The sequence below is a fragment of the Micromonospora inositola genome (assembly GCF_900090285.1).
Classification (GTDB): Bacteria; Actinomycetota; Actinomycetes; order Mycobacteriales; family Micromonosporaceae; genus Micromonospora; species Micromonospora inositola.
In genome coordinates, this window is record NZ_LT607754.1 from 394,099 (window position 1) to 413,226 (window position 19,128).

The window sequence follows — 19,128 nt, forward strand, 5'->3', positions numbered from 1 at the left end:
CCTACAGGGCGTCCAGGCCGCGTTCGCCGGTGCGGACGCGGACGACCTCCTCGACGCCGGTCACCCAGACCTTGCCGTCGCCGATCTTGCCGGTCCGGGCCGCCGCCACGATCGCGTCCACGATCTTGTCGACGTCCATCTCGTCGGTGAGCACCTCGACCCGGATCTTGGGCAGGAACTCGACCGTGTACTCGGCACCCCGGTAGACCTCGGTGTGCCCTTTCTGCCGGCCGTACCCCTGGACCTCGCTGACGGTCAGGCCGGCCACGCCGAGGGCGTGCAGGGCCTCCTTCACCGCGTCCAGCTGGTACGGCTTGATGACCGCGGTCACCAGCTTCATGTCCAACCCCTCCATCCCAGGAACGTTAACCGGCGACCTTTTCGCTGACCGGCTCGGCGGGCTCCTCCGCCGGCTCGGCGGACTCCGGGGCCGGCTTGGTGGCGCCGATCCCGGCCATGGCGAACGCGCCGCCCGCGCTGCTGCCCGTGGTGGGCGAGAGGTCGTACGCGCTCTCCGCGTGCTCGGCGACGTCGATGCCGGCGACCTCGTCCTCGGCGTCGGAACGCAGCCCGATCACCTTCTTGATCACCAGGGCGATCAGCGCCGCCACGCCGAACGAGTAGACCGAGACGATGCCGCTGGCCAGCGCCTGCCGGCCGAGCTGGGTCACCCCGCCGCCGTAGAAGAGGCCCTCGCTGGCGCCCAGGCCCTCGATGGCCGAGTTGACCTGGAGGGTGGCGAACAGGCCGATGGAGAGCGAGCCGATCCAGCCGGCGACGAAGTGCACGCCGACCACGTCGAGCGAGTCGTCGAAGCCGAGCCGGTACTTCAGGCCGACCGCGACCGCACAGACCGCGCCGGCGACGAGGCCGAGCAGCACCGCCGGGAGCGGGGCGATGAAGCCGCAGGCGGGGGTGATGGCGACCAGACCGGCGATGGCGCCGGAGGAGGCGCCCACCAGGGTGGGCTTCTTGCTGCGTACCCACTCCACGATGACCCAGCCGAGCACACCGGCGGCGGTGGCCACCTGGGTGTTGACGAAGGCCACCGCGGTGGTGCCGTCGACGGTGAGCTCGGAGCCGGCGTTGAAGCCGAACCAGCCGAACCAGAGCAGGCCGGCGCCGAGGGCGACCAGCGGGACGTTGTGCGGCTTGAAGCTCTCCTTCGGCCAGCCGATCCGCTTGCCGAGGATCAGCACCAGGCCGAGGCCGGCGGCGCCGGCGTTGATGTGGACCGCGGTGCCACCGGCGAAGTCCAGCGCCTTGATCTTGGAGCCGATGAAGCCGCCGCCCCAGACCCAGTGCGCCACCGGCACGTAGACCAGGGTGAACCAGGCGAAGGCGAAGAGCAGCCAGCCGGAGAACTTCAGCCGGTCGGAGACCGCGCCGGAGATCAGGGCGACCGTGATGATGGCGAACATCATCTGGAAGACCATGAAGACGTACGTGGGGATGCCGGTCCCCGCGCCGAGGAAGAGCCACTCCTCGCCGATGAAGTTCGTCTGCGTCCCGAAGTACTGGGTGAAGCTGCCGATCAGGTTGTTGGCCCCGGTGCTGTCGTTGGTGCCGAACGCCAGGGTGAAGCCGTAGATGACCCAAAGTACGGAGATGAGCCCGATCGCGGAGAAGCTCATCATCATCATGTTGAGTACGCCCTTGGACCGGTTGAGGCCGCCGTAGAACAGGGCCAGACCGGGCGTCATGAGCAGCACGAGCGCAGACGACAAGAGCAACCAGGCGGTGTTGCCGGTGTTGATCTCCACGCTGCCTCCTCTCGGTGTGGAAGTCCTCCCTCCGGCTGAGACCTGGCAGCATCGCCCGTCAGCCGGTTGCGCGGAAGCTTCGTCGCCGGCTGTTTCACTCAACGACCCCGGCCGATTTCCGGTCCGTGACGGTGTGTTTCAGACGTGTGAAGAAACCCGCACAACCACCGGGATGGACGGCGGTGGATCGGCCGTACGGCGGACGTCGATGGCCGCGCGACCACCCCGCCCGGCACGGCCGATCAGCGCAGGGCGTTCTCCAGGGCGTGCCGCTCGTAGTCGAGCAGCCGCAGGTCGCGCATCGGGCGGCGGAGGTGCCCCTTGTGCACGATCCGGACGAACGCCGGCTCCCCGGCCGCGGCCATCCGACGGATGCCCTCGACGTGGTCGACGATCCGCTTGCGGATGGTCCGGATCAGCCGGTGCCGGTCCCGCGGGATCAGCCCGTACGCGTCGGCGAACAGGCGCAGCCGGCGCGGCCGGTCGGGGTGCTTCCAGCCGAGGGTGATCGAGTCCCGGTCGGCGAAGATCGGCACCCAGGTCCAGGCCGCGTACGCCACGTCGTAGATCCGGGCGCCGGGCGACGCGAGGTCGAAGTCGATCAGGCCCAGGGTGCCGTCGGGCCGCCAGATCACGTTGTGCGGGGCGGCGTCGTGGTGGCAGATCACCTCGGTGTCCGGCGGGGGCGGGCCGAACGAGCGCCAGACCGCCCCCGGCGGCGGGGTGAAGCCGTACTGGGCGTCGTGGAACATCCGCAGCATGGTGGCCACGGTCACCAGCGCCTCGTCGGTGACCCAGTGCGGGGCGAGCGGGTACTCCCCACACTCCCCCTCCAGGTACGACAGGACCTCGCGGTTGCGCTCGTCCATGCCGAGCGCCCGGGGCGCGCCGGTGAACCCGACGTACTCCAGGTGGCGCAGCAGGGCGTGCACGGAGGGCGTCCAGGGCCCGGCGTTGCGCCGGACCGTGTCGCCCACCCGGACCACGGTGCTCACGTTCCCGCCGTGCAGCGGGATCTCCTGCGAAGTCACGTACGGTCTCCCGAGGCGCGGCGACGGGTGGCTGGGGTCGCGCCACCCCGCGTAGGCGCGATCGTCAGTCGTCACTCGAGGTTACGCGTCCCGGGCGAGCGGCTCGATCCCGAGCAGCGCGTCGACGAACTGCGCCGGGTCGAACGGGGCCAGGTCGTCCGGGCCCTCGCCGAGGCCGACCAGCTTGACCGGGATGCCGAGCTTGCGCTGCACGGCGATCACGATGCCGCCCTTGGCCGTCCCGTCGAGCTTGGTCAGCACCACCCCGGTCACGTTGACCACCTCGGTGAAGACCCGGGCCTGCTCCAGGCCGTTCTGGCCGGTGGTGGCGTCGAGGATCAGGATCGTCTCGTCGATCGGCCCATGCTTCTCCACCACCCGCTTGACCTTGCCGAGCTCGTCCATCAGGCCGACCTTGTTCTGCAGCCGGCCGGCGGTGTCGATCAGCACGGTGTCCACGCCGGTGTCGATGCCGCGCTTGACCGCGTCGAAGGCGACGCTGGCCGGGTCGGCGGCCTCCGGGCCGCGGACCGTCTCGGCCCCGACCCGGCCGCCCCAGGTCTCCAGCTGGTCGGCCGCGGCGGCCCGGAAGGTGTCGGCCGCGCCGAGCACCACGCTCCGGCCGTCGGCGACCAGCACCCGGGCGATCTTGCCGCAGGTGGTGGTCTTGCCGGCCCCGTTGACCCCGACCACCAGCAGCACCGCCGGCAGGCCGTCCTTGGGGGCGGTCTTGAGCGACCGGTCCAGCGACGGGTCGAGCGCGTTGACCAGCTCGGCGGCCAGCAGCGCGCGCAGCTCGGAGGCCGAGCGGGTGCCCAGCACCCGAGTGCGTTCGCGCAGCCGGTCGACGATCTCCCGGGTGGCGTCGATGCCGACGTCGGCGGTGATCAGGCTGTCCTCGATCTCCTCCCAGGTGTCCTCGTCCAGGTGGTCCCGGCTGAGCAGGCCGAGCAGGCCCTTGCCGAAGACGTTCTGCGAGCGGGACAGCCGGGAGCGCAGCCGGACCAGCCGGCCGGCGGTGGGCTCGGGGACCTCGATGGCGGGCGCGGGCGCCTCGATCACCGGTGGCGGCTCGACCAGGATGCCGGTGGAGAGGTCGGACTCCGCCGCTTCGACCGGCGGACCGGCCAGGTCCTCCTCGGCCCGGGTGTCGACCTCCGTCTCCGGCAGCGGCGGTTCGGGACGCCGGCGCAGCCGCGGCACCACCAGCCCGAGGGCACCGAGGATCAGCACGCCGAGCAGGGCGAGTGCGATGAGGAGGTATTCCGTCATGCCGAAATCCTGTCAGATGCCGCCAGCGCCGTCTCATCGACCGCACCCCGCCGGCGGTAGGCTCGACGCCAGCCAGCTGTGGTGCGACCGCCGGCCGGGTAGTAAACATGAAGTCCGCTCACCTCGGAGGTCGACCATGCCCAGCGCGCGCCTGCTCATCGGTCCGTTGCTGCGGCGGGTCGTGGGCACGCGGGCCACCGTCTGGGTCGAGACCAGTGGGCCCGCCGTGGTCACCGTCCGCACGGCCGACGGCGCCTCCGGGACCGCGCCGACCTTCTCCGCGTACGACCACCACTACGCGATCGTCGTGGTGGCGGGGCTCACTCCGGACAGCGCGACCACGTACGAGGTGCTGATCGACGGCGAGGTCGCCTGGCCGGTGCCGGAGAGCGGCTTCCCGGCGAGTGTCATCCGGACCCGGGCCAGCGACGACCGGGACCAGCCGGTGACCCTGATCTTCGGCTCGTGCCGGGAGACCACCCAGCACGCCACGGCCCGCAAGCTGCCCCCGGACGCGCTCGACGCGTACGCCCGGCGGCTGATCGCCGACCCGGACCCGGCCGCGGGGCCGGACCTGCTGGTGCTGCTCGGCGACCAGGTCTACGCCGACGTCACCTCGCCGACCGTGCGGCGGCTGCTCAAGCGGCGCCGGCGGCGGCCGAAGGACGCCCCGGCGACCCAGGTGGTCAGTTTCGACGAGTACACCAAGCTTTACCTGGAGTCCTGGCGCGATCCGGAGATCCGCTGGCTGCTCTCCACCGTGCCGAGCGTGATGATCTTCGACGACCACGAGGTCATCGACGACTGGAACACCTCGGCCTCCTGGCGGGCGGACATGCGCGAGCAGCCGTGGTGGGCCGAGCGGATCCGCAGCGGGCTCGCCTCGTACTGGGTCTACCAGCACCTGGGCAACCTCGCCCCGGACGAGATCGCCGTCGACCCGCTCTTCGCCAAGGTGACCGCTGCCGAGGACGCCACGAGCGTGCTGCGCGAGTTCGGCGAGCGGGTCGACACCGAGGCCGACGTCGCCCACGACACCGAACGCTGGCGCGCCGTGCAGTACCAGTGGAGCTACGCGCTCGACCTGGGCCGCACCCGCCTGGTGATGCTGGACAACCGGTCCAGCCGGGTGCTCGAGTCGGGCAACCGGGCGATGCTGCCGCCGGGCGAGTGGTCCTGGTTCCTCGACCGGGCGCACGGCGTCTACGACCACCTGGTGGTCGGCGCCTCGCTGCCCTGGCTGCTGCCGCCGGGCATCCATCACGTGGAAGCCTGGAACGAGCGGCTGGCCGACTCCCGCCGGCCCTGGGTGGCCCGGGTCTCCGAACAGGTCCGGCGGGCCCTCGACCTGGAGCACTGGGCGTCGTTCCGCCGCTCCTTCGAGGCCCTCGGCGAGCTCTTCGCCCGGCTCGGCAGCGGCACGCCGGGACACCCGGGCGACCGGGTCGGCGCCGGGCCGGCGTACGCGCCACCGGCATCCATCAGCGTGCTCTCCGGTGACGTGCACCACTCGTACGTGGCCCGGGCCCGGTTCCCCGACCCGGCCGTCCGCACCCCGGTGCACCAGCTCACCTGCTCCCCCATCCACAACCAGGTGCCGGGCGCGATGCGCCCGCTGATGACGCTGGGCTGGTCGCCCGGCCCGGCGACCGCCGCCCGTGCCCTGGCCCGCTCGGCCGGGGTCCGCCGCCCGAGCGTGCGGTGGAACAAGCTGGCCGGGCCGTACTTCGGCAACGCGGTGGCCACGCTGACCCACCGCGGCCGGTCGGCGGAGGTTCTGATCGAGGGCACCACCAGCGACGGTCAGCTCCGTACCGTGGCGCAGCGCCCGCTCACCGACGCCGCCTGAGTACGCTGCACGCCGTGGACGAGCACCTGCCGGAGACCGTGCGCGCGGTGGAGGACGAGCTGGCCGCCCTGCTGCGCCGCGGGCGAGCCCTGTCCTGGGAGATCGCCCGGGAGGTGCATCCCAACCTGGAGCCCAACGCGTACGGCCTGCTGCTCTGGCTGCGCCGCTCCGGCTCGACCCGGCTGACCGACCTGGCCGGCCGGCTCGGCATCGGCAAGGGGACGCTCAGCCGGCAGATCCAGGGCCTGGAGGGGCTCGGCCTGGTGCGTCGCGACCCGGACCCGGACGACCGGCGGGCCGCCCAGATCGGCCTCACCGAGGAGGGCACGCGCCGGTTCGACGCGGCCCGGGCGGCCCGGCTGGGGCAGATGCGGCGCACGATGGAGAACTGGCCGAGGCGGGACATCGAAGAGTTCGCCCGGCTGCTGCACCGGTTCAACGACAGCTTCTGAACCGTTCCGGCGGGAATAAGACCTGCGCCACGTCAGGTTGTTGCTTGAGGCAACCAACCCGTACGGTTGCCTGGAGCAACCCTTTTCCCCGACTTCCACCGGAGGCCCCCCACGATGACCCAGGCGACAGCGCCCAGCCGGGCGACCGCCGTGGACATGACCCACCGGCAGATCCTGGAGGCACTCTCCGGCCTGCTGCTGGGCATGTTCGTCGCGATCCTCTCCTCCACGGTCGTCTCGAACGCGCTGCCGCGGATCATCACCGAGCTGCACGGCGGCCAGTCCGCGTACACCTGGGTGGTCACCTCGACGCTGCTGGCAACCACCGCGACCACCCCCATCTGGGGCAAGCTCGCCGACCTGACCAGCAAGAAGCTCCTGGTCCAGCTCGCCCTGACGGTCTTCGTGCTGGGCTCGGTGCTGGCCGGCCTCGCCCAGTCCACCGGGCAGCTCATCGCCTGCCGGGTGCTCCAGGGCGTCGGCGCCGGCGGTCTGACCGCGCTCGCCCAGGTGATCATGGCGACGATGATCGCGCCGCGCGAGCGGGGCCGGTACAGCGGCTACCTCGGCGCGGTGCTGGCCGTCGGCACCATCGGCGGCCCGCTGATCGGCGGCGTCATCGTCGACACCGACTGGCTCGGCTGGCGCTGGTGCTTCTACGTCGGCGTGCCGTTCGCGATCCTCGCCCTGATCGTGCTCCAGAAGACCCTGCACCTGCCGGTGGTCAAGCGGGAGGCGAAGATCGACTGGTGGGGCGCGACGCTGATCACCGCCGCGGTCTCGCTGCTGCTGATCTGGGTCACCCTCGCCGGCGACAAGTACGACCGGATCTCCTGGCAGTCCGCGGTCATGGTGGCCGCCGCGCTGCTGCTCGGCGTGATCGCGGTCCGGGTGGAGAACCGGGCCAGTGAGCCCATGATCCCGCCGCGGCTGTTCCGCAACCGCACCGTCACCCTCGCCGTGGTGGCCAGCATCGCGGTCGGCGTGGGCATGTTCGGCGCCTCGGTCTTCCTCGGCCAGTACTTCCAGATCAGCCGCGGCGAGAGCCCGACCATGTCCGGCCTGATGACCCTGCCGATGATCCTCGGCCTGCTGGTCTCCTCCACGGTCGTCGGCCGGATCATCACCAACACCGGCCGCTGGAAGCGCTACCTCGTCGCCGGCTCGGCCCTGCTCACCGTCGGCTTCGCGCTGATGGGCACGCTCCGCTATGACACCCCGTACTGGCAGCTCAGCATCTACATGGCCCTGATCGGCGTCGGGCTGGGCATGACCATGCAGAACCTCGTCCTCGCCGTGCAGAACACCGTCGGCGCGCACGAGCTGGGCGCGGCCAGCTCGGTGGTCGCCTTCTTCCGCAGCCTCGGCGGCGCGATCGGCGTCAGCGCGCTCGGCGCGATCCTCGGCCACAAGGTCAAGGACTACATCGCCGACGGGCTGGCCGGCCTCGGCATCCCGGCCAGCGGCTCGGGCAGCGGCGGCACCCTGCCGAACGTGCACACCCTGCCCGCCCCGATCCGCACCGTGGTGGAGAGCGCGTACGGCCACGGCGCCGGCGACATCTTCCTCGCCGCCGCCCCGTTCGGGCTGATCGCGCTGATCGCGGTCTGCTTCATCAAGGAGATCCCGCTGCGCCGCCACAACCGTGACGAGGTCGCCGCGGAGGTCGACCGGGAGTCGACCGTGGCCGGTGGCGCGGGTGCCGCGGTGGTAGCGACGGGCGTCCGGGACTGACCGATGAGCACCCCGATCGATCGCGAGGAGTACGGCCCGGAGGCCCGTCCGCTGCCGTTCGAACGCGGCACGGACGGGCCCCGGGTGGTCCTGGTCGGCGTCGACGGCACCCGGACCTCGCTGCGTGCCGCCGCGTACGCGGCGGGGCTGGCCCGCCGGCAGGGCTCCGGCCTGGTGGTGGTCTTCGTCAGCTCCCCCGCCGCCTACACCGGACTGATCTCCGGGGTGGTCGCGGGGGCGGTGCAGCAGACCCACGACGAGCTCGCCGCCGAGCTGCGGGAGCAGTTCCGGCGCGGGGCCGACGAGCTGGGCCTGCCGGTCACCTTTCTCTGCCGGCGCGGGGACGCGTACGCCGAACTCCGCAAGGCGGCCGACGAGACCCGCGCGGACCTGGTCGTGGTCGGGTCGTCCGAGCAGGCCGGGCACCGCCTGGTCGGCTCGGTCGCCACCCGGCTGGTCCGCACCGGCCGCTGGCCGGTCGTCGTGGTGCCCTGATATTCCGTCGCGGCTGTCGGACCCGGCGACCAGGATGGCCGGCATGACCTGGAGAGCGCCGGAGATCACCCGGACCACCGAACCGTACGTCGCCGACGAGCGGACCATGCTGGAAGGCTGGCTCGACTACCACCGGCAGACCCTGCTGATGAAGTGCGCCGGCCTCACCGCCGAGCAGTTGAAGACCCCCAGCGTGGAGCCGTCGGGGCTGACCCTGCTCGGCCTGGTCCGCCACATGGCCGAGGTGGAACGCTGGTGGTTCCGGATCCGGGCCGCCGGCCAGCAGCTCGACGACCTCTACTGCACCGAGGCCAGCCCGGACGGTGACCTGGACGACGTCGCCGACGCCGACCCGGAGGCGGACTTCGCCACCTTCGCCGCGGAGGTCGGGGCCGCCCGCGCCGCTGCCGCCGGCCTCTCGCTGGACGACACCTTCCTGCGTCGCCGCCGCGAGGGCAGCGCCGACGAGATGAACGTCCGCTGGGTGTACGTGCACATGATCGAGGAGTACGCCCGGCACAACGGCCACGCCGACCTGATCCGCGAACGCATCGACGGGGTCACCGGCGACTGACCATTCGCTGGATGCGGCAGGCCGCGGTCGCCCGGGAACGGGACACCGCGACCTGCCGCGTTCAGGCCTCAGTACGCCAGCGCGGCCCGCAGGTAGCGCAGGTCCGTCGGGCCGCTCCAGCGGTGCGCGGACAGGCCGGCGGCGCGGGCGCCCCGGACCGCCCAGTCCTCGTCGTCGACGAAGAGCACCCGCGACGGTGGGGTCTCCAGCGCCTCGTAGGCGGCCTGGAAGTACTCCTTGGCCGGCTTGTGCACCCCGATGACCGAGGAGTTGACCACCACGTCGAAGTCGTCGGTCAGCCCGAGCGCGGCCAGGTCGGCGTCGAGCAGGTCGGTGGCGTTGGTGCCCAGTCCCACCCGTACGCCGGCCGTCCGGACCTCGCGGATGAACGCCAGCACGTCGGCGTCGACCTCACCCCGGTAGCGCTGCCACTCCTCGACGGCCGCTCGGGCCTGCTCCGGGCTGCCCACCGACCCGGCCAGCGCGTCGGCCACGCTGGACACCCACTCGGCGTGGCTGACCCGGCCGGTCAGCACCGGCTGGAGCCGCCCCCACTGCATGGCGATCTCGCCGAGGACGCCCTCGGAGAGGCCGTACTCCCGCTCGACGCCGGCGGCCACCGCCGGGTCCCAGTGGCGCAGCACGCCGTCGAAGTCCACCAGGAGCGCCGTCGCGCGTTCCCGAGCCACTAGTCGTTCTCCTCGCCGCGGCCAGGCCGCTCGTCGTCCTCGGCCCGGTTGAGCCGTTGGCTGATCACCTGGGTGACGCCGCTGCGCATGGTCACGCCGTAGAGCGCGTCGGCGATCTCCATCGTCCGCTTCTGGTGGGTGATCACGATCAGCTGGCTCTTCTCCCGCAGCTGAGCCAGCAGCGTGATCAGGCGGCCGAGGTTCACGTCGTCGAGGGCCGCCTCCACCTCGTCCATGATGTAGAACGGGCTGGGTCGGGCGCGGAAGATCGCCACCAACATCGCCACCGCGGTCAGCGACCGCTCGCCGCCGGAGAGCAGCGACAGCCGCTTGATCTTCTTGCCCGGCGGCCGGGCCTCCACCTCCACGCCGGTGGTGAGCAGGTCTTCCGGGTCGGTGAGGATCAGCCGGCCCTCGCCGCCGGGGAAGAGCACGGTGAAGACCTGCTCGAACTCCCGGGCGGTGTCCTCGAACGCGCTGGCGAAGACCTCCAGGATCCGGTCGTCGACGTCCTTGACCACGGTGAGCAGGTCCCGGCGGGTGGCCTTGAGGTCCTCCAGCTGCTCGGAGAGGAACTTGTAGCGCTCCTCCAGCGCGGCGAACTCCTCCAGCGCGAGGGGGTTGACCTTGCCGAGCAGGGCCAGCTCCCGTTCCGCCTTGGCGGCCCGCTTCTCCTGCACCGGCCGCTCGTACCGGACCGGCTCGGGCACCGGCAGGCCGTCCCGTTCGGCCGCCGCGACGTCCACCTGGGTGGGCGGGACGAGCTGCGCCGGGCCGTACTCGGCGACCAGGGTCTCCACGTCGAGGCCGAAGTCCTCGGCGGCCTTGGCCTCCAGCTGCTCGATGCGCAGCCGCTGCTCGGCGCGGGCCACCTCATCCCGGTGCACCTGGCTGGTCAGCCGCTCCAGCTCCGCGCCGAGGCGCTTGGCCGCGCCGCGTACCTCCTGGAGCTCCGCCTCCCGGCCGGCGCGCTCGCGGGCGACGGCGTCGCGGCGCTCCTCTGCCCGGGCGATGGAGTCGGTGAGGCGGGTCAGCGCCTCGCGGGCGCCGCCGACCACGGCGCGGGCGATCGCCGCGCCGCGGGTCCGGGCCGCCCGCCGGGCCGCCGCGCGTTCCCGCGCGGCCCGCTCGGCGGTCGCCTGCCGGGCGAGGGAGTCGGCCCGTCCGGCGATCGACGAGACCCGCTCCTCGGCGGTACGCACCGCCAGCCGGACCTCCATCTCGTTCTGCCGGGCCTGCGGCACCATCGCGGCGAGCTGGTCGCGTTCCTCGGTGGACGGTTCGGCGTCGAGCGGGGTGTCCTCGGCCAGCCGCAGCCGCTCCTCGAGCTCGGCCAGGGCCAACAGGTCGCGCTCCCGGGCCGCCTCGGCGCGGGCCCGGGAGTCGCCCAGCCGGTCCGTCTCGGCCTTCGCCGAACGGGCCGCGGCGCCCAGCTCGGCGAGCCGGCGGGCGGCCGCGTTGCGGTGGCTCTCCGCCTCCCGCTTGGCGGCCGCGGCGTGCTGTACGGCCTCCTTCGCGGCGGCCACCTCGGAGCGCGCGTCGACGAGCTGCTCACGCAGTTCGGCGCTGGTCCGTTCGGCGGTGATCCGGTTGGCCCGGGCCTCCTCGACGGCGGCCTGCACCTCGATGTAGCTGGGCGCCTTGGCCGACCCGCCGGCCGCCGCGTACGCCCCGACCACGTCGCCGTCCGGGGTGACCGCGCGCAGCTCCGGGTTGCCGGCGACCAGCTCGGCGGCGGCGGCGAGGTCGTCGACCAGCACCACGTCGCGCAGGGCCCGGTGCACGGCCGGACGGATCTCCGCGGCGCACTCCACCAGGTCGGGCGCCCAGCGGGCGTGCTCCGGCAGCTTGGGGCGCAGCGCGTCGGCCGGCCCGGCCATGCCGGGCCCGGCGGGGCTGCCCACCAGCAGTCCGGCCCGCCCGGCGTCGGAGATCTTCAGCAGCCGCATCGCCTCGACGGCCTCGTCCACCCCGCTGACCGCCACCGCGTCGGCGAGCCCGCCCAGCGCGGCGGCCAGCGCGGCCTCGTGGCCCGGGGTGACGGTGAGCAGCCCGGCCAGGCTGCCGAGCAGGCCGGGCACCTGGTCGGCGCGGGCCAGCAGCGCGCCGGCGCCGTCCTTGCGGCGCAGGCCGAGGGCGAGCGCCTCCTCGCGGGCCTTCCAGGTGGCGGCGTCCTTCTCGGCGGCGCGTTCGGCGTCGGCGAGGGCCCGGACGGTGGCCCGGGCCCGCTCCTGGGCGGTTACCGCCTCGGCGTGCCGGGCGTCCAGGTCGGCGTTGTCCCGGTCCGCCTCGGTGGACACCTCCTCGACGGCGTCCAGCTCGGCCTGGGCCTGCTCGGCGCGGGCCAGGGCGTCGGAGTGGGCGGCGGCGAGCCGCTCGATCTCCTCGCCCGCGCTGGTGGTCCGCGCCCGCGCGGAGTTGACCTGACCGGTGAGCCGGGCCAGCCCCTCCCGCCGGTCGGCGATGGCCTTGGCGGCGGCGACCAGCTCGCGTTCGGCCGCGGCGAGCTGGCGTTCCAGCTCCTGCCGGTGCTCGACGGCCTCGGCGAGGCGGACCTGGTCGTCGGTGAGCGCCGCGCGCAGCTCCTCCTCCTGCTCCCGGACGCGCTGGGACTCGGCCTCCAGCTGGTCGGGGTCGCGGCCGGGGCGCTCGTCGTCGCCGGTGGTGCTGAGGTGGCGCAGCCGCTCCCGGGCGAGCTGCTCGATCGAGCGGAACCGCTCCTGCAGGGCGGAGAGCTTGTACCAGGCGTCCTGGGCGGCGGCGAGCAGCGGCGCGTCCTCGGCGAGGGCGGCCTCCAGCTCGCCGAGCCGGGCCTGCACCTCGCCGTGCTCGGCCTCGATCTGTTCGCGCCGCTCGCGCAGCGCCGTCTCGTCGGCGATCTCCTTGTCCAGCGTGGTGCGCAGCGTGGCCAGGTCGTCGGCGAGCAGCCGCAGCCGGGCGTCGCGCAGGTTGGCCTGGATGGCGGCGGCGCGGCGGGCCACCTCGGCCTGCCGGCCCAGCGGCTTGAGCTGGCGGCGCAGCTCGGCGGTGAGGTCGGTGAGGCGGTTGAGGTTGGTCTGCATCGCGTCGAGCTTCCGCAGCGCCTTCTCCTTGCGCTTGCGGTGCTTGAGGACGCCCGCCGCCTCCTCGATGAACGCCCGCCGGTCCTCCGGCTTGGCGTGCAGCATGCCGTCGAGCCGTCCCTGGCCGACGATGATGTGCATCTCCCGGCCGATGCCGGAGTCCGACAGCAGCTCCTGGATGTCCAGCAGCCGGCAGGAGTCGCCGTTGATCTCGTACTCGCTCTCGCCGGAGCGGAACATCCGGCGGGTGATGGAGACCTCGGTGTACTCGATCGGCAGCGCGCCGTCGGTGTTGTCGATGGTGAGGGTGACCTCGGCCCGGCCCAGCGGCGCCCGCCCGGCGGTGCCGGCGAAGATGACGTCCTCCATCTTGCCGCCGCGCAGCGCCTTGGCGCCCTGCTCGCCGAGCACCCAGGCGATGGCGTCGACGACGTTGGACTTGCCGGAGCCGTTCGGACCCACCACGCAGGTGATCCCGGGCTCCAGCTTCAACGTCGTCGCGGAGGCGAAGGATTTGAAGCCCTTCACCGTCAGGCTCTTGAGATGCACCTTCTCGATCCTCGTCCGGTGGCCGCCGTACCGTCGCCGGCTGCGCGGACCTGGTGAACCCGCAGACTATCCCGGGGGCCGGGGCGCCCCGGTACGCGACCCACCCCACGCCGGTCGCGTCCCGATCCGCGAGCAGTCTTCGGCAGTGGCGGGAAATACAAGATCGCTATTCGCGTTCCGCGCCCTCGTGCGCATTCCCTGGCGATTCACAAGATCGAGAAGTCGGCGTGGAAATGGGTGCGGACAGAACTGCGCGCCGGCACTTGAGTGTCGGCGCGCGTTTTTGTGTGGTGCGATTCAGTTTTCCGACAACCGGAGATCAGGTCAGCGCGGGCTCGGCCAGTCGAAGGAGGTCGTCAGCCTCCGCCGCAGCCGCCGCAAGCCGATCATTCTCGGCGCGCAGACGCGTGATCTCGAACTCCAGTGCCTGAACCCTGGCACGCAGTCGGGTGACCTCGTCGAGCAGACGCCGGTCGGGCGCTGCACCTACGTGGCCGTAGAGGGCCTTCGCCATGCTGACTCCTTGATATGCGCTGCCGGAAAGGCCGGCCAACGCGCGCCCCTGGTGTTCGCGGCTGTCTTCCCACCGATAAGTGGGCATGACCGGGCGCGACTGGCGACACCTACATATTGAGCCGAAAACCCCTCCTTCGTCAAGTTCTGGCAGGCCGTAGATCATCTCCACGTCCACCTGTCCACTTGTCGGGGGGCTGCCACAAGGCGCGGACACGCTCTGTCCGGACGACTTAACTGTACGCCCGGGATTGTGCGAACGCCTGCACCCGGGTGTCCGCTTCCCCTTAACTCTTTCTTAGCCACGTTGCCGCAGCTCGTGGCCCGCCCGTACGGTCAGCCCGGCCCGCAACCGACCCCGTGGAGGCGACAGGCGTGTACCGCTGGACCGACCCGACCGACCCGGACGACGCTCACCGGCGTCCCGAGCCGCCGACCGACCACCCCCCGGCGTGGCTCACCGACCGGCCGGAGCCGCGGTCGTCCTACCTCTTCGGCGACGAGCCGGGGGAACCCGTCGACGCCTGGCGGGCGGAGCCCGTCGACGCCTGGCGGGAGCACCCCACCGAGCAGTGGCAGCCCGACCGCACCGGTGAACTCCCCTTCCCGGTCGGGCCGTTCGAGCGGCCGGACGCCCACGGCACCGACCGCACGGGCGAGCTGCCCTTCCCGGCCGCCCCGTTCGAGCCCGCGGGTGCCCACCCGGGGTTCGACGGGGCGGCCCCGGCCGACCTCACCGCGTTCCGGGCCGCCCCGGACGCGGGCCCCGGCGGCTCCGGCGAGGGACGGCACCGGCAGGCCCGGCGCTCTCGCCGTCCCCTCCTGATCGGTGGGGCCGCCGCAGTGGCGACCCTGGTGGTCAGCCTGGGCGTGGGTGCCCTGCTGGTGCCGGCCAGCGACCAGCAGGCCGATCCGACGGCCGTCGACGACACAGTGGCCGCCGCCCCTGCCGTGCCGAGCACCGACGCCGCCCCCGGTGACGCGCTTGCCCCGGCCTCCCCCACGGTCAAGCCGAGCACCGCCCGGCCGAGCCCCTCGGCCAGCCGGACGGCCGCGCCGAAGCCCAGCCGCACCACCGCCCCGTCCCGTCAGCTCGACCGCGCCGCCGCGCCGAGCCGCAGCACCGCCACCACCTCGACGGGCCGGATCACCGCCGAGCTCCAACAGGTGGTCGACCTGGTCAACCAGGAGCGGGCCAAGGCCGGCTGCAAGGCGCTCAGCATCGACGACAAGCTGATGCGGGCCGCCCAGGCGCACAGCCAGGACCAGGCCGACCACAAGACGATGTCGCACGACGGCAGCGACGGCAGCGACGTCGGCGACCGGCTCGACCGGGTCGGCTACGCCTGGCGCGGGTACGGCGAGAACGTCGCCTGGAACCAGCAGAGTCCGGCCGCCGTCATGGACGCCTGGATGAACAGCCCGGGCCACCGGGCCAACATCCTCAACTGCTCCTTCACCGAGATCGGCGTCGGGGTGGCACGGAGCAACGGTCCGTACTGGACGCAGGACTTCGGCACCCCGCGCTGAACGCGAGTCGTGACCGGGTTCGCGCTCGTTTGACCGGGTGAGGTACGCCGGGGCCAGCCCGGGGTACCGGCTCAGGCGGCGGAGTGCCGCCCGCGACCCGGGAGCTGCCGATGCGGATCCGGCCGGCCCGGCCCGCATCGTGGGTCCGGCCAGCGCGCGCCCTCCGGCGCGTGCTGCGCCGGACCCTGCCGGCGCTGGTGCCGTTGCTGCTGCTCACCCCGGTGCCCGGCTGCCGGGCCGAGCTCGTCCCGCCCGGGGCGCCCACCCCCTGGCCGACCGAGTCGGCCCGTCGCTGGCAGTGGCAGTGGCAGCTCAGCGGCCCGCTCGACGTCAGCGTCGAGGCGGACGTCTTCCTGCTCGACCCGGTGCGGACCACCTCGACCGAGACCGCGGCGCTGCGCGCCCGGGACCGCCGGCTGGTGTGCCAGGTCCGGGTCGGCACGTACGCCGGCACGGACCCGGACGCCACCCGCTTCCCGACCACGGTCCGCGGCGCCGCAGTGGCGGGCCGGCCGGGCAGCCGGTGGCTTGACGTACGGCAGTGGGACGCGCTGGAGCCGGTGCTGGCCGACCGGTTCCGGCTGTGCCGGGGCAAGGGCTTCGGGGGTGTGGCACTCGCCGACGCCGACGGCTACCTGCACCGGCCCGGCTTCCCGCTGGGCTTCGACGACCAGTTGCTGTTCAACCGCCGGCTGGCCACGCTCGCCCGGTCCCTCGACCTCTCCCCCGGCCTGGTCAACGACGTGCCGCAGGTCGCCGCGCTGGCGCCCGACTTCGACTTCGCGGTCAACGAGGAGTGCGTCCGGCTGCGGGAGTGCGCCAAACTGCTGCCCTTCGCCGACGCCCGCAAGCCGGTCTTCCACGTCGAGTACGCCGGCAGCCCGTCCGGGTTCTGCGTGACCACCGTGGGGTACGGGTTCACCTCCATCCGCAAGGACCGCGACCTGGACGCCTGGCGGGAGACCTGCCCGCTCCCCTGACCCGGCTGCCGGCGTGACCGGGCCCCGGCAGCGCGCCGAGGCGGCCAGGGCGCACTGCCGCGGGAAACGACATGCGCAGTTCATCCGTGGCGGCCCAGATGCCCCGCCGGTCGGTCTGTTGATCCTGCCGTAACGCCGACGGTGGGCGACACCTCACCGGGTCCGGCCGGCAGGCGCGCCGCAGGGCCCGGACCGGGTGCGGTCCGGGCCCTCCGTACGCCGGCGGTCAGCGGGCGCCGACGAGCTCCGGCGCCGGGGTGGGCGGGTCGGCCGGCGGGGTCGCCGCCCGGGCCCGCAGGAAGCGCGGCGCCCACCAGTTCGCGTCGCCGAGCAGGGTCATCAGGGACGGCAGCACCACCGCCCGGATGATCGTGGCGTCCAGCAGGATCGCCGCGGCCAGCCCGATGCCGAGCTGCTTCATGTCGATCGTGCTGAGCGAGGCGAAGATCGCGAAGACCCCGACCATCACGATCGCCGCGCTGGTCACCACGCCCGCCGAGGAGGTGATCCCGTACGCCACCGCCTCCCGGTTGGTCATGCCGTTGCGGATCCCCTCGCGGATCCGGCTGACCACGAAGACGTGGTAGTCCATCGACAGGCCGAAGAGCACCACGAAGAGGAAGAGGGGCAGCCAGGAGACGATCGCCCCCATCGAGGTGAAGCCGAGCACCCCCTCCGCCCAGTCACCCTGGAAGACCAGCACCAGCAGCCCGTACGCCGCCCCGGCGGAGAGCAGGTTGAGGGTGATGGAGGTGAGCGCGACCACCACCGACCGGAACGTCCACGCCATCACCAGGAAGGTCAACGCCAGCACGAAGCCCACCACCAGCGGCAGCTTCTCCTTGATGTGCGCGGCGTAGTCCTCGCTGTCGGCGACGCCGCCGCCGATCGCGTACTCGATGCCCGGGATGCCGCGCAGCGCGGCCGGCGCCAGGTCGTCGCGGAGCTCGTGCATCGACCGGGCCGCCTCGTCGGTGCGGCTGGCGTACGGGGTGGCCACCTCCAGCACCGACACCCGCCGGTCCGCCGACACCTCGATCTTCGGGCCGTCCCCCTCGGCCGGCGCGAAGAGCGGGTCGGCGGCGGCTCGGCCGGCCAGGTCGGTCAGCGCCGCGCGGACCCGGTCGGCCTGCGCGGCCGGCGCCCGCACCGCCACGGTGTGGGTGGTGCCGGTGCTCGGGAAGGCGGCGGTGAGCCGGTCGTACGCCTGCATGGCCGGCGTGGTCCGGGGCAGGTCCTCCATGCCGGGGAACTTCAGCTTCATGCCCAGCGCCGGGGCGGCCAGGGCGAGCAGCAGCCCGACCGAGACCACCAGGGTGGCCATCGGCGCGCGCAGCGCCGGGCGCAGCACGGCCGGCCAGAACCGCGGCGCCCGCTCGCCGTGCCGACCGGTCCGCGGCGCGGTGAGCCGCCAGAGCAGCGGCACCCGGGGCCGGTCGACCCAGCGGCCCAGCTTGGCCAGGAGCGCCGGCAGCACGGTGAGCGAACCGGTCACCGCGACCGCGACCACCAGGATCGAGCCGATGGCGAGCGAGGAGAAGACCGCGTCGTTGGCGAGCAGCAGCCCGGCCATCGAGATGATCACGGCGAAGCCGGAGACCACCACGGCGTGCCCGGAGGTCTCCGCCGCGATCTCCACCGCGTCCAGGCCGGCGCGACCCCTGGCCCGCTCCTCCCGTTCCCGCCGGACGTAGAAGAGCGAGTAGTCGACGCCGACGGCCATGCCGATCAGGAGGATCACGCTGGCCGTGGTGTCGGTCGCCGGCACCAGGTGCGAGGCGAGGGTGGAGAGCCCCATCGCCGCGGCCACCGAGGTGAGCGCCAGCAGCACCGGGACGCTCGCCGCGATCAGCGCCCCGAACGCGATAACCAGGATGGCCAGGGTGACCGGCAGGCTGAGCAGCTCGGCCCGCTTGAAGTCCCGGCCCAGGGTGTCGTCCAGCGCCTTGTTGATCGAGGGCCCCCCGACCTGCTCGATCCGCAGCTGGGGGTGCGCCTCCTGCACCTTCGCGGTGGCGTCGCGCAGCGGCTGCACCCGGTCCGACGCGGTCCCCGGGTCGCCGGACATGGTGATCGGCACGAGCAGCGCGCCGCCGTCGCGGGACGGCATCGGCGTGCCCACCGAGGCGACGCCGGTGACCTGGCGCAGCCGCGCCCCGGCGTCGTCGGCGGCGGCCTTCGCCGCGGTCTGGTCGAGCCCCCCGGCGCGGGGCGTGATCAGCACGTTCTCCACGGCCGGGTCGTCGAACTGGCCGCCCTCGACGATCAGCTGGGCGCGTCCCGCCTCGCCGATCGCCATGTCCTGGTCGGTCGCCTCGGTCAGGCCCGCGGCGTTGCCCCCCACAAAGCACACCGCCACGAAGACCACCCAGAGTGCGATCGCCCGCCAGGGGTGCTCCGCACTCCACCGCGCCAACCGCACCGTCACCGGTCGTCTGCCCATCTCCGGTTTCCCCCTCCACGCGTCGGTTCCCTACCGACGGTGCTGACGCTAGGCAGCGTGAGGGGCCCGGACATCCGGGAACGGCCCCGGCTCGTCCCCGATCCGGCGAGCGCCGGCCGGCCGAGTGGGCACGGATCGGCCAACCGGACAGAAGGCATTTTCCGGGTACGAACCCGGGGGCGCGCCGGGACC

15 protein-coding genes are annotated in these 19,128 nt (G+C 73.1%); 7 read left to right on the forward strand and 8 right to left on the reverse strand.

Annotation, left to right across the window (positions count from 1 at the left end):
• Position 1: 1 nt before the first annotated feature.
• The 4 genes from GA0070613_RS01810 to ftsY all read right to left on the reverse strand — a co-directional run bounded on the left by GA0070613_RS01810 (position 2) and on the right by ftsY (position 4,066).
• A complete protein-coding gene (locus GA0070613_RS01810) occupies positions 2–340 on the reverse strand; it encodes a P-II family nitrogen regulator (RefSeq protein WP_170285500.1) in 339 nt (112 codons plus the stop codon).
• A 25-nt stretch (positions 341–365) separates the two neighbouring features.
• Positions 366–1,763 (reverse strand): ammonium transporter, encoded by a 1,398-nt coding sequence (locus GA0070613_RS01815; RefSeq protein WP_089010679.1) that lies wholly within the window; start codon positions 1,761–1,763, stop codon positions 366–368.
• A 242-nt stretch (positions 1,764–2,005) separates the two neighbouring features.
• A complete protein-coding gene (locus GA0070613_RS01820) occupies positions 2,006–2,869 on the reverse strand; it encodes a phosphotransferase (protein WP_172875738.1) in 864 nt (287 codons plus the stop codon).
• Between the two features lie 6 nt (positions 2,870–2,875).
• On the reverse strand, positions 2,876–4,066 hold the full coding sequence (gene ftsY / locus GA0070613_RS01825) for a signal recognition particle-docking protein FtsY (protein ID WP_089010681.1): 1,191 nt from the start codon (positions 4,064–4,066) through the stop codon (positions 2,876–2,878).
• Positions 4,067–4,202: 136 nt separating this feature from the next.
• Between ftsY and GA0070613_RS01830 the strand changes: the two genes are divergently transcribed.
• The 5 genes from GA0070613_RS01830 (at position 4,203) to GA0070613_RS01850 (ending at position 9,170) form a co-directional block, all read left to right on the forward strand.
• The gene (locus GA0070613_RS01830) at positions 4,203–5,915 is read left to right on the forward strand and encodes an alkaline phosphatase D family protein (protein ID WP_089010682.1); all 1,713 of its coding nucleotides are present in this window, start codon (positions 4,203–4,205) and stop codon (positions 5,913–5,915) included.
• Positions 5,916–5,929: 14 nt separating this feature from the next.
• A complete protein-coding gene (locus tag GA0070613_RS01835) occupies positions 5,930–6,367 on the forward strand; it encodes a MarR family winged helix-turn-helix transcriptional regulator (RefSeq protein ID WP_231929627.1) in 438 nt (145 codons plus the stop codon).
• Positions 6,368–6,481: 114 nt separating this feature from the next.
• Positions 6,482–8,101 carry an MDR family MFS transporter gene (locus GA0070613_RS01840; protein WP_089010683.1) on the forward strand — a complete coding sequence of 540 codons (1,620 nt, stop codon included), beginning with the start codon at positions 6,482–6,484 and terminating at the stop codon, positions 8,099–8,101.
• A 3-nt stretch (positions 8,102–8,104) separates the two neighbouring features.
• Complete coding sequence (locus GA0070613_RS01845) at positions 8,105–8,596, forward strand: universal stress protein (protein ID WP_089010684.1); 492 nt, start codon at positions 8,105–8,107, stop codon at positions 8,594–8,596.
• Between the two features lie 43 nt (positions 8,597–8,639).
• A complete protein-coding gene (locus GA0070613_RS01850; RefSeq protein WP_089010685.1) occupies positions 8,640–9,170 on the forward strand; it encodes a DinB family protein in 531 nt (176 codons plus the stop codon).
• Positions 9,171–9,238: 68 nt separating this feature from the next.
• Here the strand turns inward: GA0070613_RS01850 and GA0070613_RS01855 are convergent, their stop codons facing one another.
• The 3 genes from GA0070613_RS01855 to GA0070613_RS01865 form a co-directional block, all read right to left on the reverse strand.
• The gene (locus tag GA0070613_RS01855) at positions 9,239–9,859 is read right to left on the reverse strand and encodes an HAD family hydrolase (protein WP_089010686.1); all 621 of its coding nucleotides are present in this window, start codon (positions 9,857–9,859) and stop codon (positions 9,239–9,241) included.
• A complete protein-coding gene (gene smc, locus GA0070613_RS01860) occupies positions 9,859–13,470 on the reverse strand; it encodes a chromosome segregation protein SMC (RefSeq protein WP_089010687.1) in 3,612 nt (1,203 codons plus the stop codon). Before smc ends, GA0070613_RS01855 begins: the two co-directional genes overlap by 1 nt.
• A gap of 319 nt (positions 13,471–13,789) precedes the next feature.
• A complete protein-coding gene (locus tag GA0070613_RS01865) occupies positions 13,790–13,984 on the reverse strand; it encodes a hypothetical protein (protein ID WP_089010688.1) in 195 nt (64 codons plus the stop codon).
• Positions 13,985–14,358: 374 nt separating this feature from the next.
• On the opposite strand from GA0070613_RS01865, the gene GA0070613_RS01870 reads away from it, so the two are divergent.
• Both GA0070613_RS01870 and GA0070613_RS01875 read left to right on the forward strand, forming a co-directional pair.
• Positions 14,359–15,513 carry a CAP domain-containing protein gene (locus tag GA0070613_RS01870; RefSeq protein WP_089010689.1) on the forward strand — a complete coding sequence of 385 codons (1,155 nt, stop codon included), beginning with the start codon at positions 14,359–14,361 and terminating at the stop codon, positions 15,511–15,513.
• A 170-nt stretch (positions 15,514–15,683) separates the two neighbouring features.
• The gene (locus tag GA0070613_RS01875; protein ID WP_231929628.1) at positions 15,684–16,493 is read left to right on the forward strand and encodes an endo alpha-1,4 polygalactosaminidase; all 810 of its coding nucleotides are present in this window, start codon (positions 15,684–15,686) and stop codon (positions 16,491–16,493) included.
• Positions 16,494–16,719: 226 nt separating this feature from the next.
• Here the strand turns inward: GA0070613_RS01875 and GA0070613_RS01880 are convergent, their stop codons facing one another.
• Positions 16,720–18,936: an MMPL family transporter gene (locus tag GA0070613_RS01880; RefSeq protein ID WP_089010690.1), complete on the reverse strand. Its 2,217-nt coding sequence runs from the start codon at positions 18,934–18,936 to the stop codon at positions 16,720–16,722.
• Between the last annotated feature and the right edge of the window lie 192 nt (positions 18,937–19,128).